Annotated in this window: 24 protein-coding genes; 12 read left to right on the plus strand and 12 right to left on the minus strand. The window is 65.7% G+C overall.

Features of this window, described 5'->3' with window-relative positions:
- Positions 1 to 3: 3 nt before the first annotated feature.
- Positions 4 to 699 carry a tyrosine-protein phosphatase gene (locus DYI42_RS01910; protein WP_213544225.1) on the minus strand — a complete coding sequence of 232 codons (696 nt, stop codon included), beginning with the start codon at positions 697 to 699 and terminating at the stop codon, positions 4 to 6.
- 126 nt (positions 700 to 825) lie between these two features.
- Here DYI42_RS01910 and DYI42_RS01915 point away from each other — a divergent pair, with 126 nt between their 5' ends.
- A complete protein-coding gene (locus tag DYI42_RS01915; RefSeq protein ID WP_213544226.1) occupies positions 826 to 2,016 on the plus strand; it encodes a pyridoxal-phosphate-dependent aminotransferase family protein in 1,191 nt (396 codons plus the stop codon).
- Positions 2,017 to 2,025: 9 nt separating this feature from the next.
- On the opposite strand, the gene DYI42_RS01920 is transcribed toward DYI42_RS01915, so the two are convergent.
- Both DYI42_RS01920 and DYI42_RS01925 read right to left on the minus strand, forming a co-directional pair.
- Positions 2,026 to 2,199: a hypothetical protein gene (locus DYI42_RS01920; RefSeq protein ID WP_213544227.1), complete on the minus strand. Its 174-nt coding sequence runs from the start codon at positions 2,197 to 2,199 to the stop codon at positions 2,026 to 2,028.
- A gap of 70 nt (positions 2,200 to 2,269) precedes the next feature.
- A complete protein-coding gene (locus tag DYI42_RS01925; RefSeq protein ID WP_213544228.1) occupies positions 2,270 to 3,373 on the minus strand; it encodes a pyridoxal phosphate-dependent aminotransferase in 1,104 nt (367 codons plus the stop codon).
- A gap of 100 nt (positions 3,374 to 3,473) precedes the next feature.
- Between DYI42_RS01925 and DYI42_RS01930 the strand changes: the two genes are divergently transcribed.
- The 4 genes from DYI42_RS01930 to DYI42_RS01945 all read left to right on the plus strand — a co-directional run bounded on the left by DYI42_RS01930 (position 3,474) and on the right by DYI42_RS01945 (position 6,241).
- Positions 3,474 to 4,220, plus strand: a complete 747-nt coding sequence (locus DYI42_RS01930; protein ID WP_213544229.1) for an alpha/beta hydrolase — start codon at positions 3,474 to 3,476, stop codon at positions 4,218 to 4,220.
- A gap of 135 nt (positions 4,221 to 4,355) precedes the next feature.
- Positions 4,356 to 4,919 (plus strand): hypothetical protein, encoded by a 564-nt coding sequence (locus tag DYI42_RS01935; RefSeq protein ID WP_213544230.1) that lies wholly within the window; start codon positions 4,356 to 4,358, stop codon positions 4,917 to 4,919.
- A 51-nt stretch (positions 4,920 to 4,970) separates the two neighbouring features.
- Complete coding sequence (locus DYI42_RS01940; RefSeq protein WP_213544231.1) at positions 4,971 to 5,399, plus strand: VOC family protein; 429 nt, start codon at positions 4,971 to 4,973, stop codon at positions 5,397 to 5,399.
- 131 nt (positions 5,400 to 5,530) lie between these two features.
- The gene (locus DYI42_RS01945; RefSeq protein WP_213544232.1) at positions 5,531 to 6,241 is read left to right on the plus strand and encodes an alpha/beta fold hydrolase; all 711 of its coding nucleotides are present in this window, start codon (positions 5,531 to 5,533) and stop codon (positions 6,239 to 6,241) included.
- Between the two features lie 58 nt (positions 6,242 to 6,299).
- Here the strand turns inward: DYI42_RS01945 and phaZ are convergent, their stop codons facing one another.
- Entirely contained in the window at positions 6,300 to 7,577 is a 1,278-nt protein-coding gene (gene phaZ / locus DYI42_RS01950) for a polyhydroxyalkanoate depolymerase (protein WP_213544233.1), read from the minus strand.
- A 114-nt stretch (positions 7,578 to 7,691) separates the two neighbouring features.
- On the opposite strand from phaZ, the gene phaC reads away from it, so the two are divergent.
- The 4 genes from phaC (at position 7,692) to DYI42_RS01970 (ending at position 12,041) form a co-directional block, all read left to right on the plus strand.
- The gene (gene phaC, locus DYI42_RS01955; RefSeq protein ID WP_213544332.1) at positions 7,692 to 9,479 is read left to right on the plus strand and encodes a class I poly(R)-hydroxyalkanoic acid synthase; all 1,788 of its coding nucleotides are present in this window, start codon (positions 7,692 to 7,694) and stop codon (positions 9,477 to 9,479) included.
- A 155-nt stretch (positions 9,480 to 9,634) separates the two neighbouring features.
- On the plus strand, positions 9,635 to 10,084 hold the full coding sequence (locus tag DYI42_RS01960; protein ID WP_213544234.1) for a phasin, PhaP: 450 nt from the start codon (positions 9,635 to 9,637) through the stop codon (positions 10,082 to 10,084).
- A 172-nt stretch (positions 10,085 to 10,256) separates the two neighbouring features.
- Positions 10,257 to 10,841 carry a polyhydroxyalkanoate synthesis repressor PhaR gene (gene phaR, locus DYI42_RS01965; protein WP_213544235.1) on the plus strand — a complete coding sequence of 195 codons (585 nt, stop codon included), beginning with the start codon at positions 10,257 to 10,259 and terminating at the stop codon, positions 10,839 to 10,841.
- A gap of 18 nt (positions 10,842 to 10,859) precedes the next feature.
- Positions 10,860 to 12,041 (plus strand): hypothetical protein, encoded by a 1,182-nt coding sequence (locus tag DYI42_RS01970; protein ID WP_213544236.1) that lies wholly within the window; start codon positions 10,860 to 10,862, stop codon positions 12,039 to 12,041.
- A gap of 148 nt (positions 12,042 to 12,189) precedes the next feature.
- Here the strand turns inward: DYI42_RS01970 and DYI42_RS01975 are convergent, their stop codons facing one another.
- The gene (locus tag DYI42_RS01975) at positions 12,190 to 13,554 is read right to left on the minus strand and encodes an aminotransferase (RefSeq protein ID WP_213544237.1); all 1,365 of its coding nucleotides are present in this window, start codon (positions 13,552 to 13,554) and stop codon (positions 12,190 to 12,192) included.
- Positions 13,555 to 13,652: 98 nt separating this feature from the next.
- Here DYI42_RS01975 and DYI42_RS01980 point away from each other — a divergent pair, with 98 nt between their 5' ends.
- The 3 genes from DYI42_RS01980 (at position 13,653) to DYI42_RS01990 (ending at position 15,637) form a co-directional block, all read left to right on the plus strand.
- Entirely contained in the window at positions 13,653 to 14,618 is a 966-nt protein-coding gene (locus DYI42_RS01980) for a LysR family transcriptional regulator (RefSeq protein ID WP_213544238.1), read from the plus strand.
- Between the two features lie 136 nt (positions 14,619 to 14,754).
- Positions 14,755 to 15,282 (plus strand): hypothetical protein, encoded by a 528-nt coding sequence (locus tag DYI42_RS01985; RefSeq protein WP_213544239.1) that lies wholly within the window; start codon positions 14,755 to 14,757, stop codon positions 15,280 to 15,282.
- A 49-nt stretch (positions 15,283 to 15,331) separates the two neighbouring features.
- Complete coding sequence (locus tag DYI42_RS01990; RefSeq protein WP_213544240.1) at positions 15,332 to 15,637, plus strand: hypothetical protein; 306 nt, start codon at positions 15,332 to 15,334, stop codon at positions 15,635 to 15,637.
- Positions 15,638 to 15,683: 46 nt separating this feature from the next.
- Here the strand turns inward: DYI42_RS01990 and DYI42_RS01995 are convergent, their stop codons facing one another.
- The 7 genes from DYI42_RS01995 to DYI42_RS02025 form a co-directional block, all read right to left on the minus strand.
- Positions 15,684 to 16,868 (minus strand): DegT/DnrJ/EryC1/StrS family aminotransferase, encoded by a 1,185-nt coding sequence (locus DYI42_RS01995; protein WP_213544241.1) that lies wholly within the window; start codon positions 16,866 to 16,868, stop codon positions 15,684 to 15,686.
- A 350-nt stretch (positions 16,869 to 17,218) separates the two neighbouring features.
- On the minus strand, positions 17,219 to 18,526 hold the full coding sequence (locus tag DYI42_RS02000; RefSeq protein WP_213544242.1) for an NAD(P)/FAD-dependent oxidoreductase: 1,308 nt from the start codon (positions 18,524 to 18,526) through the stop codon (positions 17,219 to 17,221).
- A complete protein-coding gene (locus DYI42_RS02005) occupies positions 18,523 to 19,878 on the minus strand; it encodes a glutamine synthetase family protein (protein ID WP_213544243.1) in 1,356 nt (451 codons plus the stop codon). The genes DYI42_RS02000 and DYI42_RS02005 overlap by 4 nt, the downstream gene beginning before the upstream one ends.
- Positions 19,875 to 20,570, minus strand: a complete 696-nt coding sequence (locus DYI42_RS02010; RefSeq protein ID WP_213544244.1) for a type 1 glutamine amidotransferase — start codon at positions 20,568 to 20,570, stop codon at positions 19,875 to 19,877. The genes DYI42_RS02005 and DYI42_RS02010 overlap by 4 nt, the downstream gene beginning before the upstream one ends.
- A 136-nt stretch (positions 20,571 to 20,706) precedes the next feature.
- The gene (locus DYI42_RS02015) at positions 20,707 to 22,011 is read right to left on the minus strand and encodes a glutamine synthetase family protein (protein WP_213544245.1); all 1,305 of its coding nucleotides are present in this window, start codon (positions 22,009 to 22,011) and stop codon (positions 20,707 to 20,709) included.
- Positions 22,008 to 22,814 carry an ABC transporter permease gene (locus DYI42_RS02020; protein ID WP_213544246.1) on the minus strand — a complete coding sequence of 269 codons (807 nt, stop codon included), beginning with the start codon at positions 22,812 to 22,814 and terminating at the stop codon, positions 22,008 to 22,010. The genes DYI42_RS02015 and DYI42_RS02020 overlap by 4 nt, the downstream gene beginning before the upstream one ends.
- Positions 22,811 to 23,695: an ABC transporter permease gene (locus DYI42_RS02025; RefSeq protein WP_213544247.1), complete on the minus strand. Its 885-nt coding sequence runs from the start codon at positions 23,693 to 23,695 to the stop codon at positions 22,811 to 22,813. Before DYI42_RS02025 ends, DYI42_RS02020 begins: the two co-directional genes overlap by 4 nt.
- Positions 23,696 to 23,728 lie beyond the last annotated feature (33 nt).

A 23,728-nucleotide genomic window follows, 5' to 3' on the forward strand; every position in this document is an offset into this window, starting at 1 on the left:
CGCTCACGCCGCCTCGCGGCGGTTTCGGGCGGCGAAACTGCGGTTCACCTCGGCGGGGTCATATTTCGTCAGAAACCACTCCTCCGCCCCGATGCCCGTGGCGATATGGTCGGCCTCCCACATGTCGATGATGTGGTCGCAGATGCCGGTCTTGGTGAATTTCAGGTGCAGATAGCGCGGCGACAGGTGCTTTCGTGCCTCTTCAACCGAGGATTTTTCAACAATCAGCTTGTAGAGCACCGAGGCGAGTCCGGCCCGGTCGGCGCCTGATTTGCAGTGCATCACGAAGGGCTTCTCTATCGTTTTCAGCGTGTGGATGAGGTTCAACATCTCGGCCTTTGTCGCTGGACGCCTTGCATAAATCTTGGCCACCACGAGGTTCAGCCCAAGCTCCCGGCAGGCCTCTTCCTCGAAGAGCCAGGGTGAAAACCCGCTCTCCTGCCCACGCAGGTTCAGCACGGTGGTGATCCCCATGGCCTTGTACTTTTTCAACCTTTCAGGGCTTGGATGGTTGGAACGGTACACCCCCTCGGCCACCTTGTCGAAATTGGTCCAGAAGGTGCGCAGCCAGGCGTGGTCGAAGAGGTTGAAATGCCACTTCGCCTGCCGCCGTGCCTTGGGCGTCGAGATATCATCGCCAAAGGAGGTGCGGATCGCCCGCTCCTTGCTCTTCAGCCATTTCTTCAGCCCATCCAGCATGGGGCTCCTTTCACCATTTCTCAGGGGGCATAGCCTTTGCGTCCGCACCAAACAAGCACACCCGGTGTTGACGCCGCGCGGGGCGGGCATAAGGTGCCCGATGAAGACCCTCCCCGGAGAAAGCCCATGTCCCTCGCCCACGGTCGCGAATATCTTGCCATCCCCGGCCCATCTGTGATGCCGGACCGCGTTTTGCAAGCCATGCACCGTGGTGCGCCCAACATCTACGAGGGCGCGCTCTCGGACATGGTGGACGCCATGGTGCCCGACCTGAAGGCAGTGGCGCGCACGACGCAGAACGCCGCGATCTACATCTGCAACGGCCACGGCGCATGGGAGGCGGCGCTCACCAACGTGCTCTCACGGGGCGAGAAGGTGCTGGCGCTCTGCACCGGGCGCTTCACCCACGGCTGGGCCGATGTGGGTGACAAGCTGGGGGCCGATGTGGAGCGGCTGGATTTCGGCAGCCAGGGCACCGTTGATCATGCCGCCTTTGCCGAAGCGCTTGCGGCGGACAAGGGGCACGCGATCAAGGCGGTGCTGGTGGCCCATGTCGATACGGCCACCTCCATTCGCAACGATATCAAGGCCCTGCGCGACATTCTCGACAAGGCTGGCCATCCCGCGCTGCTCTGTGTCGATTGCATCGCCTCGCTCGCCTGCGACCGCTTCGAGATGGATGCCTGGGGCGTCGATGTGATGGTTGCGGCCTCGCAAAAGGGCCTGATGACCCCGCCCGGCCTTGGCTTCGTCTTCTTCAGCGACCGGGCCGACGAGGTGCACAAGAGCGCGGATATGGTCACGCTCTACTGGGATTGGACGCCGCGTGCCAATCCGCAGTTCTTCTACCAGTATTTCGGCGGCACCGCCCCAACGCACCACCTCTTCGGGCTGCGCGAGGCGCTGACCATGATCCACGAGGAGGGGCTGGAGAACGTATGGGAGCGGCACCGCAGGCTCTCCGGTGCCGTCTGGGCCGCCGTCGCGGCCTGGGGGCAGGGTGGGCCGCTGCGCTTCAACGTCGAAGACCCGGCGCTGCGGACCCATGCCGTCACCGCGCTCTCCATCGGGCGCGAGAACGGCACGCGGCTGCGCAAGTGGCTGGAGGCCAACACCGGCGTCACGCTGGGCATCGGGCTGGGCATGTATCGTCGCGACGATCCCGAGGGCGATGGCTTCTTCCGGATCGGGCACATGGGGCACCTCAACACCCATATGGTGCTGGGCGCGCTGGGCAGCATCGAGGCGGGCATGACGGCGCTTGGCATCGACCACGGGCGCGGCGCGCTGGAAGCGGCGGCCCGGGCCTGCGCCTGACCGGCGCGGTCAGCGCCCGAGCCGCGCGATCAACCGGTCGAGCCCGCCCGCCACCAGCGCTACGCCCAGCCAGCCCCAATGGGCGGCCACGATCATCAGCCCGGCGAAGAGGGTAAATCCCGCCGAAACGAGGAAGGGCACGGTGTAGTCTTCAACCCGTCCGATCGGGCGATGATGGCGCATGGCAGCCTCCGGTGGTGGCACAAGCCTACCCCCTGAATACGCCGCGACGAGTCTAATTTTCGTGAACGTCTCAGCCGATGGCGGCCAGCGCCTCCGGCAACGCCCGCTCCAGCACGCCCAGCTCCGCATCCGGCGCCGCCGAGATCCGGATGCAGCGGTCCTGCGGGGCGGCGAAGGGCATCCGCACGAATACGCCGCGCTTGCCCAGTTCTGCCACAAGCGCCTTGGCCCGGGCCACGCCGCCGTGGCAGTCGAGCGTCACGAAGTTGGTGGCCGAGGGCAGGGGCGTGAGGCCATTGGCCTGCGCGATCTTGCCGATCCGCCGCTTGGCCGCCGCCACCTCGCCCTGCACCCGTGCCAGATGCGCGGTATCGGCCAGCGCGGCCAGCGCGCCTGCCTGTGCCACCCGGCCCAGGCCGAAGTGGTTGCGGATCTTGTTGAAGGCGTCGATCAGCTCGGGGTGGCCCACCGCATAGCCCACCCGCAGCCCCGCCAGCCCATAGGCCTTGGAGAAGGTGCGCATGCGGATGATCCCTTCATCCGAAGGGTCCAGCTCCATCAGATCGTCCTCGGGGGCGAATTCCACGTAGGCCTCGTCGAGCACCAAGAGGCAGCCCTCGGGCAGGGCGGCGCGCATCTCGGCCAGAGCCTCCGCCCCGTGGAAGGTGCCCATCGGGTTGTCGGGGTTGGCGAGGTACACCATCTTGGCATCCACCTCCGCGGCCTTGGCCACCAGCGCCTGTGCGTCTTCCGCGTCGTCCCGGTAGGGCACCTTGTGCAGCACCCCGCCGAAGCCCGCGACGTGAAAGTTGAAGGTCGGGTAGGCGCCCTGCGACGTCACCACCGCATCGCCCGGTGCCACCAGCAGGCGGGCAAGGTCGCCCAGCAGCCCGTCGATTCCGCAGCCCGGCATGACCGCTTCGGGGGCCACGCCCAGATGGCTGCCAAGCGCCCGGCGCAGGTCGTGCATCTCCGGGTCGCCATACATCCAGGCCTCGCGCGCGGCCTCTCCGATGGCGCGGATCGCGGCGGGCGAGGCACCAAAGCCGTTCTCGTTCGCCCCGAGCCGCGCGTCAAAGGCGCGGCCCCGGGCGCGTTCCTGGGTTTCGGGGCCGACGAAGGGCACGGTGGAGGGCAGGCCCTGGGCCAGATCGGTGTAACGCGGGTATGTCATGGGGCCGGATTTGCGCTGAAAATGCGCGCCGGGGCAAGAGGGTTGATGGGGCAGGGGGCGTGGCCTAGGTTGGCCGCCGACCAACAGGAGAGACGCCCCCATGCCCGCCATGCTCGAAACCCCGCAGGGCCGCCGCATCGCCTATCACCGAACCGAGGGCGCGGGGCCGGGCGTGGTGTTTCTCGGAGGCTTCAAGAGTGACATGGGCGGCACCAAGGCGGTGCATCTGGAGGCCTGGGCGCAGGCGCAGGGCCGCGCCTTCCTGCGGTTTGACTATTCCGGCCACGGCGAAAGCTCGGGCGCCTTCACCGAAGGCGCCATTGGCGACTGGGCCGAGGATGCGGCAGAGGCGACCACCCGGTTGACGGACGGCCCGCAAGTGCTGGTCGGCTCCTCCATGGGCGGCTGGATCTCGCTGCTGATGGCCAGGCGGCTTGGGCATAAGGTGGCGGGCCTGGTCACCATTGCCGCCGCGCCGGACTTCACCGAAGACAGCATGTGGGCCGGCTTCTCCGAGGCGCAGAAGGCCGAACTGGCCAGCACCGGGCAGGTGGCGCTGCCCTCGGACTATGGCGAGCCCTACATCATCACCAAGCGGCTGATCGAAGAGGGCCGCAGCCAGCTCGTGCTGCGCGATCCCCTGCCGCTGCCCGTGCCGGTGCGGATGCTGCAAGGCACGGCGGATGCGGATGTGGAGCTGTCCGTCGCGCTGCGCCTGCTGGAGCACGCCGAGGGCGATGACATCCGCCTGACGCTGGTGAAAGGCGCCGATCATCGCTTCTCCGGCCCTGCCGAGCTGGCCCTCATCGAGCAGGCCGTTGCGCAGGTTCTGGCCGCCCTCGGCTAGCCCTGCGTGACGCCTTTGTAAAAAGCACACCGCCCGGTTGCGCGCCCCCGCGCCGCTGCTTAGGTTGACCCCACGGGAGAAATTTTGGCTCCCAAGCTTTCCGAAAATCGATTTCGCATCACCAGTGAGACTGCCATGAACCACGAAGCCAAGAAGATCATGCTCCGCACCCTGACCGCCCAGGTGGTGGCCGAAACCATGAAGGTGCAGGCCGGGGCCTCCGTCAAGACAACCTCCACCACCCATGCCGAGATCATGGCCAAGGTCGAGCGCTGGAAGGGCCAGCTTGAGCTGATCCAGCGCGATATCCGCTCCTCCGAGGGCTTCCTCTCGGTGCGCTTCGGCAACCCGCGCAAACTCAGCTACCCCGAGCGCCAGTCGATGCGCTCGCACCAGGCCAACATCGCCGGGCTGCGTGAGCAGGCGGTGGCGCTGGCCCAGGCCATTGCCGATCTGCTCGCCGCCCTCGTCGGGCCGGACCTGGCCTGGGAAACTTTCGCCAAGGCGCTGGAGAAGCTGGTGGAAGGCGGCGACGATATGGGTCTTTCCGCAGGCGATGCGCAAGAGCTGACGGCCTCGCTCCAGCAGCTCGACAAGGGCGCAGGCGGGGCGGATTACACCCCCGCGCCGACGATGATCACCGACATCATCACCCTCTGCCTCGCGATGTATGTCATCCTGACCCGCAAGAAGGGCTAGACGTTCATCTTTTGTTCACCTAGCCTGCCCGTAGCAGCTTAGGAGACTCACATGGATCAGCGGATCAGCCTCATCACCCTCGGCGTGCGCGACCCTGAGGCCGCGGCAGGCTTCTACGAGGCGCTCGGATGGCAGCGCGTCGAGGTGCCCGACGGGGTGATCGCTTTCGATCTTCTCGGGCAGACGCTGGGCCTCTACCCGTTGGAGATGCTGGCGCGTGACATGGGGGTGACCATCGAAAGCCTGGGCCATGGCGCCGCTACCTATTCCTACAACGTCCGCGAGAAGGAAGAGGTTGCCGCGGTGCTGAAAGCGGCCGAGGCTGCCGGGGCCAAGGTGCTGAAGCCTGCGCATGATATCTTCTGGGGCGGCCACATCGGCTATTTCGCCGATCCCGAGGGCCATATCTGGGAAGTCGCGTGGAACCCCCATTCCCCGCTCGGGCCAAGGGGCGAGTTCCAGTGGAACGGGGCAGCCTAGGCAAGTTGCACCGGCGGCGGGTCTCCGCCCAGCCCACACGGGCTTGTGCCCTTGCAGCGGCGCGGGCGCGCGGGTAGCCTTGCGCGCAAAGCCGCCCGGAGAGTGCGGCGCGAGGCAAGGACTGGCAGCCAATGGCCGATACCATTGTTTTTCTACCGGATTTTCTGTGTGATGCGCGGGCCTTCTGGCCACAGATCATGCATTTCTCCGCCAGCCGCGCGGTGCAGATCGGCTCGATGGCCCATGCCGACAGTGTGGGCGCGCTGGCCCAGCGTGTGCTCGACGGCGCACCCAAGCGTTTCGCCCTCTGCGGCGTCGGCCTTGGCGGCATGGTGGCGATGGAGGTGCTCAACCGCGCGCCGGACCGTGTGAGCCGGATGGCGCTGATCTCCACCACCGCGCTCACGGAGCCGCCCCACGTGGCCGCCGACAGGGAGCCGGGCATCATCGGCGTGCGCAACGGACGGCTGATCGAGGTGGCCAAGGCCCAGATCGAGGCGGCGGGCGTGGGCGAGGTGGGGCACCGCGCCGAGGTGATCGACCTGGTGCTCGACATGGCCGAGGCGCTCGGCCCCGATGCCTTCGTCCGTCAGTCCCGTGCCCTGCAACGCCGCCCCGATCCGCAGCGCGTGCTGCGCAAGGCCAAGCAGCCGGTGCTGGTGATGTGCGGCGACGAAGACCAGCTTTATGGCGTGAAACGCCACGAATTCCTCGCCGAACTCATCCCCAATGCCGAGCTGAAGGTGATCGCCGGGGGCGGCCACTACCTGACGCTTGAGCACCCCACCTCCGTCAACCACGCGCTCAAGGGCTTCCTCGACGCCCCGCTCGTGCTGCGCTGAGGGCCGGAAACGACAAGGGCGGGATCGCTCCCGCCCTGCATATCAATCCAAACTCTGTTTAGGAGGCCTTCTTCACCACCCGCGGCTTGGGTGCCTTCTTGGCGTGGCGGCAGTTGGCGTCGATGAACTCAAGCACCAGCGGGCGAATGTTGTTGCGCCAGCTGCGGCCTGCAAAGATGCCGTAATGGCCTGCGCCCGGCTCGAGGTGGCTGGCCTTCATATTGTCCGGCAGGCCGGTGCAAAGCTCCAGCGCGGCCACGCATTGGCCGGGGGCGGAGATATCGTCATTCGCACCCTCCACTGTCTTCACCGCGACATCGGTGATCTTGGAGATATCCACCTGCTTGCCGTCGACCACAAAGACGTTCCGCGCAATCTCGCGCTCCTTGAAGATCCGCTCGACGGTGGAGAGGTAGAACTCGGCCGTCATGTCCATCACGGCGAGGTATTCGTCGTAGAACTTGTTGTGCCGGTCGTTCTCGCTGGCCTCGCCCTTGGCGGTGGCCACGATCTGGTCGAAGAAGGCGGTGGAATGGGTGTCGGCGTTCATCGCGATGAAGCTGGCAAGCTGTTGCAGGCCCGGGTACACCAGCCGCCCCGCACCGCGATACTTGAAGCCGACGCGCTGGATCACGTGCTGCTCCAGCTGGCCCATCGTCACCGAACGGCCAAAGTCGGTCACCTCGGTGGGGGCCGCGCCCGGGTCGATCGGGCCGCCGATGAGCGTCAGCGTGTTGGGCTGGGCGTCCGGATCTTCCGCGGCGAGGTAGGCGGTGGCCGCCAGCGCGATCGGCGCGGGCTGGCAGACGGCGATCACATGGGTGTCCGGACCCATCTCGCGCAGGAAGTCCACGAGGTAGAGCGTGTAATCCTCCACGTCGAACTTGCCCTCGCTCACCGGGATGTCGCGGGCATTGTGCCAATCGGTGATGTACACCTCGCAGTCGGGCAGCAGGCTGACAACGGTGGAGCGCAGCAGCGTGGCATAGTGCCCGCTCATCGGCGCGACGAGCAAAACCTTGCGGTCCTTCTCCTTGCGTCCGAGCACGTTGAAGTGAATCAGGTCACCGAAGGGGCGGCCCACAACGGATTCGATCTCGACGAGGTGATCGCGCCCATCTTCGCCCACCACGTGCGAAATGTTCCAGTCCGGCTTGGTCACCATCCGGGCGAAGCTGCGCTCCGTCACCTCGCCCCAGGCGGCCGTCATGGCGACGAAGGGGTTGGTGGAAAGTCCGAATGCGGGGTAGGAATACAAGGCCTTGGCCGAAGCCCCTAGCCACTGGTTGGTGATGCGAAGGGTCTCCATCACATCGTAGCTCATCATGCTCTTCATTTCGCGCCTTTCTTTGCCCGTCAGCACCGAAATGCCGGCGGGGCAACATGCCGCTTGCCCCTCCCAAGCTTGCGGCGCTACGTTTTAAGGAGAAGTTAGGGGGGAATGATTATCATGACAACTGACGAAACCGACGCACCGCTCGATCCCTCGAAGCTAGAGGCCAATCTGGCCAAGATAGAGGCTCTGTCGCAACGTCTGGTTGCAGCGCTGAGTCACCAGCGGCAGGTTGACCCGTCTCTGCAAGGCCCGTCGCCTGAACTCTACGCCAAGGCCGCGGCGGCCTACTGGCAGGAGATGATGTCGAATCCCTCCAAGATCTTCGAGCAGCAGGTCGGCTACTGGGGCAAGACGCTCAAGCACTACATCGACAGCCAGCAAAAGCTGGTGCAGGGCCAGCTCGAACCCCCGCAAGACGAAAGCGGCCACGATCCGCGTTTCGCCTCGCCGCTCTGGCAGACGCATCCCTACTTCAACTACATCAAGCAGCAGTATCTGTTTTCCTCCGAGGCCATCGGCAACGCGGTGAACGAACTCGATGGCATGGAGCCCGCCGACAAGAAGCGGCTGGAATACTTCTCCAAGCAGATCGTCGACCTGATGGCGCCCACCAACTTCCTCGCCACCAACCCCGAGGCGCTGGAGCGCGCGGTGGAAACCGACGGGCAGAGCCTTGTCGACGGGCTGGAGAACCTGGTGAAGGACCTCGAAGACCATCACGGCGACTTCGTGGTGAACCTCGCCGACAAGGACGCCTTCAAGGTGGGCGGCAACATCGGCACCACCGAGGGCGAGGTGGTGTTTCGCAACCGCATGTTCGAGCTGATCCAGTATGCGCCCGCGACCGACAAGCAATATGCCACCCCGCTCATCATCTTCCCGCCCTGGATCAACAAGTTCTACATCCTCGACCTGAAGCCGCAGAACTCGCTGATCAAGTGGATCACCGAACAGGGCTACACGCTCTTCGTGGTGAGCTGGGTCAACCCCGATGCAGGCTATGCCGATGTCGGCATGGGCAACTACATCGAAGAGGGCTACCTGACGGCGCTGAACGAGGTGAAGGCGATCACCGGGGAAGAGAAGGTCAACGTGATCGGCTACTGCATCGCCGGCACCACCCTGGCACTCACCCTCTCGCTCCTGAAGCAGCGCGGCGACGACACGGTGAAGAGTGCCACCTTCTTCACCACCCTCACCGACTTCTCCGACCAGGGCGAGGTGGGCGTCTTCCTGACGGATGATTTCGTCGACGGGATCGAGGCGGAGGTGACGGAAAAGGGCTATCTCGACAGTTTCTACATGTCGCGCACCTTCTCCTACCTGCGCTCAAACGATCTCATCTATCGCCCCGCGATCCGCAGCTACATGATGGGTGAGACGCCCCCGGCCTTCGATCTGCTTTACTGGAACGGCGACAGCACCAACCTGCCCGCCAAGATGTCGGTCGAGTACCTGCGCAAGCTTTGCCAGAACGACGAGTTGGCCAAGGGCGAGATCGAGCTTTGCGATGCCCGGCTGTCGCTCTCGGACATCGACGTGCCGATCTGTGCCATTGCCTGCGAGACCGATCACATCGCCGCCTGGAAGGCGAGCTATCGCGGCGTGCGGCAGATGGGCTCCAAGGACAAGACCTTCATCCTCTCCGAGAGCGGCCATATCGCTGGCATCGTGAACCCGCCGTCCAAAAAGAAGTACGGCCACTACACCAACCCCGACATGCCCGCCGACCCGGATGACTGGCAAAGCGCGGCGGAATACAACGAGGGCTCCTGGTGGCCGCGCTGGGAGAGCTGGCTGCGCAAGCGCTCCGGCAAGAAGGTGGAGGCCCGCACACCGGGCGATTCCAGCCATCCTGCACTCGCAAAAGCACCCGGAACCTACGTGGTTTCATCTAAATAGCTGTTTTTGCTGAAAACTAATTTTTGCTGCAGTGCAGAAAAAACCTTGAAATTCTGCACCGCAGCATGTATCTATCTCCTCGAAGACAACGCCCGGAACGGTGCCAGCGCACCACGAAACATCGGTGCCCGCCGCACCACAAAGGAGATAGACCAATGGCCAAGACCACCAACGACATGACCAAGATGATGCAAGACATGATGTCCGCTTTCCCCGTGGACGCCTCTGCCATGCAAGACGCTTTCAAATCTTCCGCCGCTTTCGGTGAGAAGCTGTCCTCGGTTGCTCTCGAAGCTGCCGCCACCTCCACCGAGATCTCCTCGAAGTGGACGAAGGACACCATCGAGAAGGCCACCGCCCTGACCAAGGTGAAGGGTGAGCCCACCGACTACACCAAAGCCATGACCGACTTCGCTTCGGCCCAGGCCGAAATGACCGCCGAGCACATGGCCGCCTTCGCCGAAGTTGCGAAGAAGGTGCAGATGGAAACCGTCGAGCTGATGCTGGCCGCCGGCAAGGACTTCTCCGAAGAAGCCACCGCGACCATGAAGAAGGCCACCGCAGACGTGACCTCGGCCGCCAAGAAAGCCGCCGCCGCCAAGTAAGGCGCGCAGCGACAGATACGCGCCCTTCCTCCTCCCTGAGGGCGTGAACACGTGGGCGGACCCGTCGGGTCCGCCCATTCTCGTTTTCGGGGCGCCGCCTCTAAACGCTTTCTTTTTCAGAAATGCTGCACTACGCTGCGTTTCGCTGCACTGCAATATGGGAGAAATTTGCATGTCGGACGAAAAGGCTCCGCTGCTGATCAAGCGGTACGCAAGCCGGCGGCTCTACAACACCGAGACGTCCGACTACGTGACGCTCGAAGACATCTCCAACTTCATCCGCGATGGCCGCGAAGTGCAGATCGTCGACCTGAAATCGGGCGATGACCTGACACGCCAGTACCTGCTCCAGATCATCGCCGAGCATGAAAGCAAGGGCGACAACGTGCTGCCCACCGGCGTGCTCACCGATCTCGTGCGCAGCTACGCCAGCCAGGCCCAGTCCATCGTGCCAGCCTTCCTGCAATCCTCCTTCGAGATGCTTCAGAACGGCCAGAGCACCATGATGGAGAACATGACCAAGATGAACCCGATGGCCAACATGCCAGGGTTCGACGCGATGCGCGCGCAGCAGGAGGCCTTCCTGAAGGCCATGACCGGCGGGCAGACCCCCTTCGGCATGTCCGGCCCCGCGCCGGAAGACGAGGGTAGCGCACCCGCCGCCAAACCCGCCCCGGCCAAGGGCGAGCAGGATCTCGACGAGATCAAGAGCCAGCTCGCCGCACTGCAGGAGCAGCTTTCCAAGCTCGGGAAGTAAGGCCTCCGGCTCCGACCCGTGCTCGGCATCGCAATCCTCGCCGCCGTGTGTCTCACGGGCGGCGCTCTGCTCTGGCCCCGCATCGCCCGGGCCGAGGCCTGGCGCGCCACCGTCACGCCTCTGGCCTCCATCATCGGTTCGGGCTTCCTTGTGCTCGGCCCTCTGCTCGACCACAAATATGGCGCCTTCGCCCCCGCCGTCATGGCCGCCCTCTGCGCCATCGCCTGGGGCTTCGGCGCCGCCATCCGTCGCAACATCGCCCGGATCGAAGAGGGGGAGCGGCCCGCGCTCGACTCCCATGTCGAAACGCTGGCCTCATGGGCCCTCGCCTTCGCCTACGTCATCTCGGTCGCCTACTACCTGAACCTTTTCGGCAGCTTCGCCGTCAACCTCACCCCGTGGCACAGCCCGACTGCCGCCCATGTCGTCACCTCGGCCGCCTATGCGCTGATCCTCGCCACCGGCTGGCTCCGGGGCTTCTCCGCGCTGGAGGGGATGGAGAAATATGCCGTCACCCTGAAGCTCGCCATCATCGCCGGGTTGCTCGTCGGCCTCGCGGCGTTCTTCGTGCAGAAGGCCGGGGCAGGGGCCCTCATCGTCAATCCCGTGCAGGTCGCCCCGTGGCAGGCGCTCACGCTTGGCATGGGTCTGATCGTCACCGTGCAGGGGTTTGAAACCTCCCGCTACCTTGGCCACAGCTACAGCGCGCGGCGCCGCATCGCCTCGATGCGCCACGCCCAGATCATCGCCACCGCGATCTACATGGCCTATATCCTGCTCGCGGCCTATGTCTTTCCGCCCGGCGAGATCGAAACCTCCGAAACCGCGATCATCGACATGATGCGGGTCGTCGCCGCCATCCTGCCGCCCCTGCTGGTGGCCGCCGCCCTGGCCGCCCAGTTCTCGGCGGCGGTGGCCGATACCGGCGGCTCCGGCGGCCTCGTGCAGGAGCTCACCCGCGGCCGGATCAAACAGCCCGCCGCCTATGCCCTGCTCACCGCCGCCGGCCTTGCCCTCACCTGGGGCTTCCACGTGTTCGAAATCATCGCCTTCGCCAGCCGCGCCTTCGCGCTCTACTATGCGCTGCAATCCCTTCTCGCCGCCCGCGCCTGCACCGGCACGCGCGCCGCACTCTTCTACACCCTCGCCGCCGCCGCCCTCGCCATCGCGCTCCTTGGCCAATCCGTCGAAGCCGGTTAGCCCAAAATCAAGGTTAACGCGCCGCCGCCCCCAAGAGCGCCGCCCTGTTCATTTTCTTGCTGCAAATATCTCCGGGGGGTCGCCATTGTGGCGCCATTGGTTCGAGCCCAATGGCGACGGGGCTGGCCCCCCAACTCCGACGCCCGCCTCAAGCGACCTCTGCAAACACCTTGCCAAGTGCTCCTTCGAGCTTGCCGAACATCTCTTCCATCTGCGCGTCCGTCATGATGAAGGGCGGGCAGAGCACGATCGACTGCCCCAGGGGCCGGCAAATCAGCCCCTCGTCGGTGCAGGCGTTCGCAATCCGCTCGCTGACCGAAAGGCTGCCGTCAAAGGGCGTCTTGGTGGCTTTGTCCGCCACCGCCTCCAGCGCCCCCATCAACCCGCGTCCGCGCACCTCACCGATGTTGGCCATCTCCCCGATCCGCGCCATGCCCTCTTCAAACAGCGGCGTCAGCTCGCGCACCCGCTCGATCAGCCCTTCGTTCAGGATCACCTCAATCGCCTTCAGTGCAATCGCGCAGCCCACCGGATGCCCGGACGCCGTGAAGCCGTGCGGAAACTCCTCGATTGCCTCAGAGGCCGCCTGCACCCTTTCGGCCAGCTCCGGCCCGAGGATCACCGCCCCCATGGGGAAGAAACCGGCGGTGAGGCATTTCGACGAGATGATCGCATCGGGCACAAAGCCGTAGCTTTCGCACCCCCAGACCTCGCCGGTGCGCCCGAAGCCGCAGATAACCTCGTCGGAAATCAGCGGAATCCCGTGCTTCTTCAGCACCGCCTGCATCGCGGCAAAATACCCCTCAGGTGCCGGGATCACCCCGCCTGCGCCCATCACCGGCTCGGCGAAGAAGCCCGCAATCGTGTCGGCGCCCTCGGCGGCGATCACCGCCTCCAGCTCCGCCGCCAGCCGGGCCACGAATTCGGTCTCGCTCTCACCGTCACGCCCCTCTCGCCAGTAATGCGGGCAGGTGAGGTGGATGAAGCCCTCCAGCGGCAGCCCGAACACCTCGTTATAAGGCTTGCCCGTCATCGAGGCGCTCACAGCCGTCACCCCGTGATAGGCATTCTTCCGGGTCAGGATCTTGCGGCGCTGCGGCTTGCCCTCGGCGCCCGCGAGGAACCAGAGCATCTTGACCATCGTGTCATTCGCCTCGCTCCCCGAGTTGGTGTAAAACACCCGCCCGCGGTCAAACGGCGAAACCTCCACCAGCTTCTCCGAAAGCATCACCGTCTGGTCGCTCATCCGCCCAAAGAAGGCGTGGTAGCCGGGGAAGCGCGCATAGGCCTCCTGCGCCGCCTGCGTCAGGCCCGGATGGTCGAAGCCGGCGACCATGTTCCAGAGGCCCGAGTTGGCATCGAGGTAGCGCCGCCCGTGCACGTCCACCACATAGGGGCCTTCCCCGTGGGTCAGCACCACCGTCCCGCGGTCATGGATCGTGGGCAGATCGGTGAAGCCATAAAGGGTGGCGGCTTCGGCGCGGGCCTCCCAGCTTTGCGCGGCATTTGTCATGGAGCCTCCGGAAGATGTTGTGGTGTCGCCGCGACCCTGACGCAGTTGCGCCCCCTCCGCAATGGCCATAGCGTGCGGCTCATCCAAGGAGCCTCCCCATGCCCGACAAGACCGGACGCATCACCCTCTGGCAGGTCGAGGTCTTCCTCGCCACCGCCGAGGAAGGCGCAGTCTCGGCGGCGGCGCGGCGGCTCGGGGCCTCGGCCTCTGCCGTCAGCCAGCAGCTCACGGCGCTGGAATCCGCGATGGGCGTGCCGCTGGTCGACCGCGCCACGCGGCCCCTTGCCCTGACGCCTGCAGGCGAGGCGCTGAAACGCCGGGCGCAGAACATCCTCAACGAGGCGGCGGCGGCGCGCGCCGAGATCGCAGGCGGCGACATGGCCGCGCTCACCTCGCTGCGCCTCGGCATGATCGAGGATTTCGACGCCGACGTGACCCCGCGCCTGCTCAGCTCCATGGCGGGCGAGCTGGCCGCCTGCCAGTTCCTGCTCGAAACCGGCGCCTCGCATCACCTCTTCACCCTGCTCGAGACCCGCGCGCTCGACGTGATCGTGGCCGCCGACATCGGGGTGGCCGAAGACTGGATGGAGGTGCACCCGCTGATGGCAGAGCCCTTCGTGGTGGCCGCGCCTCCCGGTGCCGTGGACGCGGGCAGCGACGTGGCTGCCCAGCTGCAAAAGCTGCCTCTCATCCAGTACACCCAGCGCCACCTGATGGGGCGCACCATCGCCGATCACCTCGCACGGCAGAACCTGCGCCTCTCGCATCGTTTCGAGCTGGATAGCTACCACGCGATCATGGCGCTGGTGGCTGAAGGGGCAGGATGGACAATCCTGACGCCGCTCGCGCTGGCCCGAGCCCATCGCTTTCAGCAAAGCGCCGATATCCTGCCGCTGCCCTTTGCGCCGCTCTCGCGCACAATCTCCCTCAATGCCCGCGCTGGCGTGCTCTCGGCGATGCCCGCCCGCATGGCCGGCACGCTGCGCCCGCTGATCGACGAGCTGGTGGTGAGGCCCTCCGTGGCGCGCCTGCCGTGGCTCGCGGGCCAGCTTCGCCTGCTCTGACAGGCGCATTCGCGCTTTTTTCACGCGTGCGCACCTTCTGGCCGCGCCTCTCAGTGCCTATCTGTAGGTCATTACACAGCAAGACCGCCCCGTTTTCAGGGGCCATTCAATCGAACACATTGCAAAGGAGGCCCCAATGGCCACGCTCAACACCCACGGCCACGCCCACGGCGACCGCTCCGAAAACTATGCCGGCGGCGTGACGATCGACTACAACAGCTTTCCCCAGAACTACGCCCACCTCGGCAAGGTCCGCTCGGCGATGCGCATCCTCGACCGCCTTGCCGACAGGGAGCCGCCCACAGGGCGCTGCAACAAGTACTTCAAGACACTCGGCATCAACAAGACTTTCACCGAGCTGTGGAACAGCGGCGGGCTCTTCATCAACTACTCGTCGCGCAACGTGGCCGGTGAATATGCCGATACCCACTCCAACAAGAAGGACATCGCCCTGCACGAGTGGGCGCTGGTCAACAAGAACCACTGGATGATCGCGGCCACGCTGTGCCATGAAACGGCCCATTGCGCCGGGGCCCCCGGCGGCGCGTCGAACAATGCCGAGAAAGCCGTGAAGGAGTGCTACTTTGGCGACCAGCTTTATGACCCGACGATCGTCGGCCAGCTTGAAAGTGCTTATAACGAGCTGCGCACTGCTCTTGCTTGATGCCGGGTCTCTCCCCGGCCCCGCATGGGGGCAGGAGGGCGACCCGCTCATGGCGGCCACCAATGCCGAGATCGCCCGGCTGCGGGACGAAGTGCCCGAGGCCGGGCTGCCCGAGTTCAACCGGGCGCTCGAGTGGCTGGTGCTCAATTACGATCTCGACCAGCTCTACGCGCTGGTGAAAGATGCTGATCCGGCATGGGTGCAGGCGCGCGGTGAGGTGGAGAAACACCTCAAGGAGCTGCGCCTCGCCTATGGCGCGCTCGAGCTCTACTATGGCTCCTGGGAAAAGGTCCGCACCGTGATCCACGGCATGACCGAAGCCGAGATCATCGAAGCGGCAGGCAGGCTTCCGTAGGGACGGATGTGCCCCGCCGCCATGCGATGGCGGCGGCGCGCCTCGCTCACTCGGCGGCGATCGCGCCCTTGGCCTGCTGCGCCGCTGCAACCAACGCGCCGGAGATATAGTCCAGCTCCGCCTCGGTCAGCCGCGCGGGCAGGCGCACATCGCAGGCGCGCATCAGCATCGCCCGGGTTTGCGGCAGTTCGGGCAGATCACAAAGGAACTGCCAGTTCCAGAAAGCGCGGGCATTGTCCTCGCTCATCCCGAAGACCTGCACCTTCACCCCCTGCGCGGCGGCAGCGGCGGTGAATTCGCCCACCTCGGCATCGCTCATGCCCACGAGGTTGAACTGGATCGAATCCGGCGCACGCAGTTCGCCCGGCAGCGGCGCGGGCACCTCCAGCCAGTCGCTCATGTTCAGCCGCGCGGCCACCCGGTCATGCCCGGCGCGGCCATCGCGCACCCGGCGAGCGACTTCGGCCAACTGCGGGCGGATGACGGCGGCGGAGAGGTTCTGCATCCGCATGTTGTAGAGCGGCAGCTTGTTCTGCCAGCGCTTGTAATGCGCCTCGAGCCCCATGTTCTTCTTCCAGGCGTGCTCATAGGCGCCCGACATGATGACGGCGCGCGCGACCAGTTCGGCATCGTCGGTGACAAGGATGCCGCCTTCGCCCGCGTTCACCAGCTTGTAGCTCTGGAACGAGAAGCAGCCCACCTTGCCGATGGTGCCGATCTTGCGGCCATGCCAGACGGTGCCGAGCGAATGGGCCGCGTCTTCGACCACCGGCACCCCGGCGGCATCGGCCAGCGCCATGATGGCGTCCATGTCGGAGGTGTGCCCGCGCATGTGGGAGATCAGCACGCAGTCGACGCCGGGCAGCTTGGCCTCGAAATCCGTAAGGTCGACCCGGTAGTTCTCGCCCACCTCGCAGAGCACCGGCTCGCAATCGGCATGGACCACGGCGGAGGGGACTGCGGCAAAGGTAAAGGCCGGGATCAGCACCTTGGCCCCGCGCGGCAGGTCGAGCGCCTTCAGCGACAGGAACAGCGCGGCGGAGCAGGAGGAGACGGCCAGCGCATAGGTGGCGCCCATCAGCTCGGCAAACTCGCGCTCCAGCAGGGCCACTGGCGCGTTTTCCGGTGCGGTGTAACGAAACAGGTCGCCCGATTGCAGCAGCCGGTCGATCTCGGCGCGCGCAGCCTCGGGGATGGGTTCGGCGTCGTAGACGTTGGGGGCCTGTGTCATCGCTGCGTCCTCTTTCAGGTTTTCTGAAATGCTCTTTCAGGAAACATGTAGCTGAAAGCGCGGGCACGCCCAAGTGAAATTTCGATAACAGAGCCGTGGGGAGGAGGATGTTCTGCCATTCCGCCCGAAGGGTGGGACTTGTCCCGACTCCGCCTCCGCCACCCACGCAAGACGGGCAGAGCCAGCCCGCGGGATGGTGCACGCAACGCCAGTTTGGGGGCGCTTTATGGTTGGGTGGTCATCTGACCTCTGCGGTCGCCCTGACGTTGAAGAAGCACCAGCCCGGGGGGCGGGCTGGCGCTGCCCGGCGCCTTCGGCGCGCATCGGGCGGGCACACCTTCTCACCCGCGCTAAACCCCCAACCTGTCCCGCATCGCATACCACATCATCGCCGCCGTGGTGATCGGTGTGCGTAGCAATGGCCCGCCGGGGAAGGGCGGGGCAGGGAGCCGCGCCATCAGGTCGAAATCCCCGGGGTCGCCCCCCACCGCGCGGGCCATGATCTCGCCCGCCTTAGTCGCCAGCGCCACCCCGTGGCCGGAGTAGCCGCCCGCCGCCATCACGCCCGGCGCCGGTCGCATGAAGAGCGGCACCCGCTTCACCGTGATCCCCAGCGTACCGCCCCAGCCATGGGTGATCGGCACGCCTTCAAGCTGCGGAAAGATCTTCTCCATCGGCCCCCGCACCTTGGTGGCAATGTCGCGCGGAAAGCGGTAGCCATAGCTCTCGCCGCCGCCAAAGATCAGCCGCCCGTCGCCCGACAGCCGGAAATAGTTGATGACGAACTTGCTGTCAGCCACCGCCACGTTGCGCGGCATCACCTCCGCCGCGCGCGCGCCCAGCGGCTCGGTCGCCACCACGTAGTTGTTGATCGGCATGACCCGCGCCTGCACCTTCGGTGCTAGCCCCTCCATGTAGCCGTTGCACCCGAGGATCACATGATCGGCCAGCACCCGCCCGCGATCGGTGGCCACCAGCACGTGGTTGCCCTCCGGCGCGATCCGATGCACCTCGCTCATCTCGTGCAGGCTGGCCCCCGCTGCCTCGGCGCCTCGCGCGAGGCCAAAGGCATAGGCGAGCGGCTGGATGTGGCCGGCCACCCAATCCACCACGCCGCCCTTGTAAACCTCGGTGCCCACGAAGCGCCGCACCCCGGCCTCGTCCAGCACCTCCTGGCTTTCGTAGCCATAGTTCCGGCGCAGATATTCCGCATAGCGCGCGGCCTCCTCGGCCTCGCCCGCCTTCCAGAAGGAATGCAGCACGCCGGGCTGCCAATCGGCCTCCGGCGCCAGTTCCTCCACTAACCCGCGCACCAGCGCCACCGCCTCCTGCCCGATCCGCCAGTAGCCCTCCGCCGCCGCGCGGCCCAGCTTCGCCTCCAGCGCGTCCTGATGCATGTTCAGCCCTGGCGCGACCTGCCCGCCGTTGCGCCCGGAGGCCCCCCAGCCAACCCGCTGCGCCTCGACCAGAACCACCTTCGCCCCGGCGCGCGCCAGGTGCAGCGCCGCCGAAAGCCCGGTAAACCCGCCGCCCACCACGGCCACATCGGCCCGCAGCTCGCCCTTCAGCGCAGGGTAGGGGCCGGGCGCCTCCGCGCTGGCGGCATACCAGCTGGCAGCATGCTCGCCGCGTGTTCCGTTGGCGTAGAGCAGCCTCATACGTTCAGCAGCAGGTGCTCACGCTCCCATGGCGAGATCACCTGCATGAAGCCCTTGTATTCCAACCGCTTCACCGCGAGGTAATTCTTGCAGAAGGCGGGCGAGACCAGCTCGTGCAGCGCCTCGTCCTCCTCGAAGAGGTCCAGCGCCTCGCCCAGCGTCGTCGGAATCTCGGCCTCCTGGGTGTAGGCCTCGGCGGTGAACTCCTCGGTCGGTGCGATCTTGTTGCGCAGGCCCAGAAGGCCGCAGGCCAGCGAGGCGGCCAGCCCGAGGTAGGGGTTGCAATCCATCCCCGGCAGGCGGTTTTCGATCCGCCGGGCTTCCGGCCCGCTCACCGGCACACGCAGGCCGGTGGTGCGGTTGTCGCGCCCCCAGCTGAGGTTGATCGGCGCGGCATAGTCCGGCACGTAGCGGCGATAGCTGTTCACGTAAGGCGCAAAAAGCGCCACGGCGGCGGGCAGGTGCCGTTGCAGCCCGCCGATGAAATGCGCGAATGCCTCGCTCTCGCTGCCGTCGGGGTTGGAAAAGATGTTCCGCCCGGTCTTCGCCTCCACCACCGAGTGGTGGATGTGCATCGCGCTGCCCGGCTCGTCCTGGATCGGCTTGGCCATGAAGGTGGCATAGCTGTCATGCCGGAAGGCCGCCTCGCGGATCATCCGCTTGAAATAGAAGATCTCGTCGGCCAGCAGCACCGGGTCGCCGTGTCGCAGGTTGATCTCGATCTGCCCGGCCCCGCCCTCCTGCAAGATGCCGTCGATCTCGAAGCCCTGCGCCTCGGCGAAATCGTAGATGTCGTCGATCACCGCGCCGAAATCGTCGATCGCGGCCATCGAATAGGCCTGCCGCGCCGCCGCCCGCCGCCCGGTGCGGCCCATGGGGGGCTGAATCTCGTGGCCGGGGTCCACGTTGGGCGCGACGAGGTAAAACTCCATCTCCGGCGCCACCACCGGCGTCAGCCCCATCTCCTCGTAAAGCGCGACCACCTTCTTGAGCACGTTGCGCGGGGCCACCGGCACCGGGTTGCCCTGCTGGTCGTTGATGTCGTGGATCACCTGAAGCGTGATGTCGGCGGTCCAAGGTGCTGCCGTCGCGGTGGAGTAATCGGGTGTCAGCACCATGTCGGGCTCGGTGAAGGGCTGGCCCTCAAGGTCGGCCCATTCGCCGGTGATTGTCTGCTGGAAGATCGAGTTGGGCAGGTAGAAATGGGTCTGCCGGGCAAACTTGCTGGCCGGAGCCGCCTTGCCGCGCGCCACGCCGGCAAGATCGCCCACGATGCACTCCACCTCGTCAAGCCGTCGGCCCTCAATGTAGGCGCGCGCCGCCTCGGGCAGCTGGTCACGGTAGTCCTTCATGCGTCGGCCTCCTGCCAGTCACGCTCAGCCTTGAAGAAATCCGCGATGTCATTGCCCAGTCGGGCGTTGTCGACCGGCGCATCCAGCATCTTCTGGGCGTAAGCCAGCCGAGCCTCGGGCACCGTGCCGCCGCGCACGTTGATGAGGCCCTGTATCATCTTGCGGTCAAACTCAGGGTGCGCCTGAACGCTCAGGATCTTGTCGCCATAGAGAAACGCCGCGTGCTCGCAGAACTTGTTGGACGAGATGGTCACGGCCTCCCTCGGCGGCTCTACCACCTGATCCTGGTGCCAGGCGTTCAGCGCCACCACCTCGTTGCCCCAGAGATACTCCTGTCGGCCCACGCCCCAACCTTTCTCGCTCTGCTCCACCTTGCCCCCCAGCGCCTGGGCGATCACCTGGTGGCCAAAGCAGATGCCGACCATCGGCTTCGGCGCGGCGTAGACGGCGCGGATGATCTGCTCCAGCGGCTCGATCCATGGCTCGTCGGAATAGGCGGCATAGCGCGACCCGGTCACCAGCCAGCCGTCGGCGGCGTCGATGGAGTTGGGGAACTCCATGTCGCAGACGGCCCAATGGGCGAACTGAAAGCCGTGCCCCTCCAGCAGCTTGGCGTAGATTTCGGGGTAGTCGCCCGTGTGCGGTTGCAACTCGGGCGGGATGTGGCCGCATTGCAGAATGCCGATGAGCATGGGGGCCTCCTTCTGGCTGGCTAAACGGTATTCTTCGGCGCAGGGGGCTGCAAGCGGTGGTTGGGGGCTGCTCTTCGGCCCTTGCGGTCCTCATCGCAGATGCGAGGAGGGGCCGGAGGGCCCCGAGGAGCTGCCCCTAGACCGTCTCCAGACAAAGCAGCACCAAATCGTCCCGCGCCATGCCCTCGCAGCGCCGCAGCTCCTGCCGCTTGGTCCGGGTGAAACAGTCGATCAGCCTCGGATGGAAGATCTCTGCCACTTCCGGGCTCTCGTCGAAGGCGTCAATCGCGCTGGCCCAATCGGTCGGCAGCTCGGGCAAGTCCTGCTCATAGGCATTGCCGCTGATCGGCTCAGGCGGCACCGTGCCCGCCTCCATCCCGTTCAGCGCGGCCCCCAGCACGGCAGCCAGATGCAAGAAGGGGTTCGCATCGCCCCCCGCCACCCGGTGCTCGATCCGCCGCGCCTTGCCCGGCCCGGCGGGGATGCGAATGGCCGCAGTCCGGTTCTCATAGGCCCAGCTCGCCTGCACCGGGGCATGGGCACCGGGCACCAGCCGCTCGTAGCTGTTGGCGTGCGGTGCGAAGATCAGCATCGAGGCGGGCAGGGCGGCAAGGCACCCGGCCACGGCGCTGCGCAGCAAGTCGTTGCCCTGCTCGGAGCCATCGTCGAACACGTTGCGCCCGTCCTCATCCAGCACCGAGAAATGCACGTGCAACCCGTTGCCGGTGTCATCCTCGAAGGGCTTGGCCATGAAGCTCGCCGCCATGTCGTGCCGCCGCGCCAGCCCCCGCGCCAGCTGCTTGAAGGCCCAGGCGCTCTCGGCCGCCCGTTCGGCCGCCTCATGGGTGAGCGACAGCTCGAACTGCCCCACACCCGCCTCCGAAATGGCGGCCTCTACGGGAATGCCCATCTCGTCGCAGCCGTCGTAGAGATCGGTGAAGAAATCGTCGAAGGCATCCAGCCCCAGGAGCGAGTTCACATCCGCCCGCCGCACCCGCCGCCCGGTGCGCGGGCTGATCGGCGCGCTCAGGGTGCCATCCACGTCATCGAGCAGATGAAACTCCATCTCGAAGGCTGCCTCCACCCGCCAGCCCTTCGCCGCATAGCGCTCCAGCACCCGTCCCAGCGCCCGCTGCGGGCAGCCCTCGAACGGCGCGCCGCTCTGCAAATGCATCCGCATCAGCCACAGCTCGCTGGGCCGGTCGATCCAGGGCAGGGCGAGTGGGCCGCGCGGGGAGGGGCGCAGCACCCCGTCCCGGTCGCCGCTCTTGAACACCAGCGGACTGTCCTCGATGTCCTCGCCCCAGAGATCGACGTTCAGCACTGAAAGCGGCAGCCGCGCCACGCCGCTCTCCAGCTTCTCGGCATAGCTCGCGGGCACCCGCTTGCCCCGCGCCTGCCCGTTGAGGTCAACGGCGCCAAAACGGATCGTCTCCTTCATCGGATCAACTGCGGCCTGAAGCGGAACTTTGCCCGCGTCTCCTGCGGCAGGTGCCGGTTCAGCCGCCGCCCGATCAGGCTGTACACCCCGATGATGCAGAGGGTGAGCAGGATGAAGTAGAACGCGAGGATCGGGTAGGGCACGAAGGGGTTGAACGTCTTGTCCGCGAAGTAGCTGGCATAATACAGCGCGTCCCCCGCCTGCTGCCGCGCCGGGAAGCCGCTGAAAAACACCAAGGTCGTGGTGTGGAACAGGAAGATCGCCTCGTTGGTATAGGCCGGCCACCCCAGCCGCATCATCGTGGGAAAGGTGATGCGCCGGAACCGCTTCCACCCGTGCAACCCGTAGGCATCCGCCGCCTCGATATCCCCCTTCGGGATCGACCGCAGCGCGCCATAGAATATCTCGCCCGAATATGCGGCGGTGTTGAGAAAGAGCACGATCACCGCCCCCAGCCATGCGGCGGTGAAACTGTCGAAAAAGGCGTAAGAGCCCTTAAGGGACAGAAAGACGAAATAGGCAAAAAAGCACTGGATGAAGAATGGAGTGCCTCGGAACAGTAGGATGAAGCCCTCCGCTGGCCATCGCAGCCAGGGCTGCGTCGAGGCTTTCCCGAGCGCCATCGTGATCGCCAGAATGAAGCCTGTTAACAGCGCGACAGTGCCGAAATATATGTTCCAGATCAGCCCGGACCCGATCAGCACGAAATGCTGGCAGAGCGTGAAATCCGATCGCGGCAGAAGTCTCTCCCCAAAACCGAGGGACCGGAAGGCGTAGTCGGCGATTGTTTCGTAGCAGCTCATTTCGCCGTCTTTCTCTGCGCTTCTCCGGCGGCCGTCGCTTGCCCGCGCGAAAGTCGAAGCTGCAACCGACGCAGGACAGTTTCCGACAAGAGAGTGAATCCCAGGTAGAAAATCAGCAGGGCCAAGAAGTACCACATGCGCCAATCTTCGTGCGGGTAGTCAGAAAACCGGGCCGTTCTCCTTTCGCCCAGCTCCCGTGCCCAGTAAACGATATCCTCGATCCCCAGAAGGAACAGCAGCGGCGTCGCCTTGATCAGCACCATCCAGGTGTTGGAGAGGCCGGGCAGGGCGTAGACCCACATCTGCGGCACCATCACCCGCCAGAAGCTCTGGCGCCGGGTCATGCCATAGGCCTCCGCCGTCTCCATCTGCGCCCGTGGCACCGCCTTCATGGCACCGAAGATCACGTTGGCGGCGAATGCCCCGAAGACGATGGCGAAGGTCAGCACCGCGAGCAGGAAGCCATAGGTTTCGTGCTGCCACTCGGGCGCGGTGTTCAACGGCAGCTTGGCGGCGGGGCAGACGAGAAAATCATTACCCTGCCGGATCGGCTGATCCCAGTCGGGGCATTTCACCTGATGGCGGGTCCACTCGAAGAACTGGTCCAGCGCGATGACGAAGAAAAGGAAGAAGGCCACGTCCGGCACGCCGCGCACGACGGAGATATAGGCCTTGCCGAACCAGCGCAGCGGCGCGATCAGCGAACGGGCCGCCATGGCGCCCAGGAAGCCGAACGCCAGCGCCGAGGGGGCCGCGATGGCCAGCAGCAAGAGCACCTTGCCGAAGGCCCAGTAGAACAGGAAGTGCACCCCCGTGGTGAGGTAGCAGCTCAGCCATGTCAGGCCTTCGAGCTCCTGGGGGTCTGTGCAGTATTCAAACATCCGGGGTGCAGAGGGGCCGCCCTGCGCCGGGCG

This window comes from Vannielia litorea, from assembly GCF_018424695.1.
In the GTDB taxonomy this organism is placed as follows: Bacteria; Pseudomonadota; Alphaproteobacteria; order Rhodobacterales; family Rhodobacteraceae; genus Vannielia; species Vannielia litorea_A.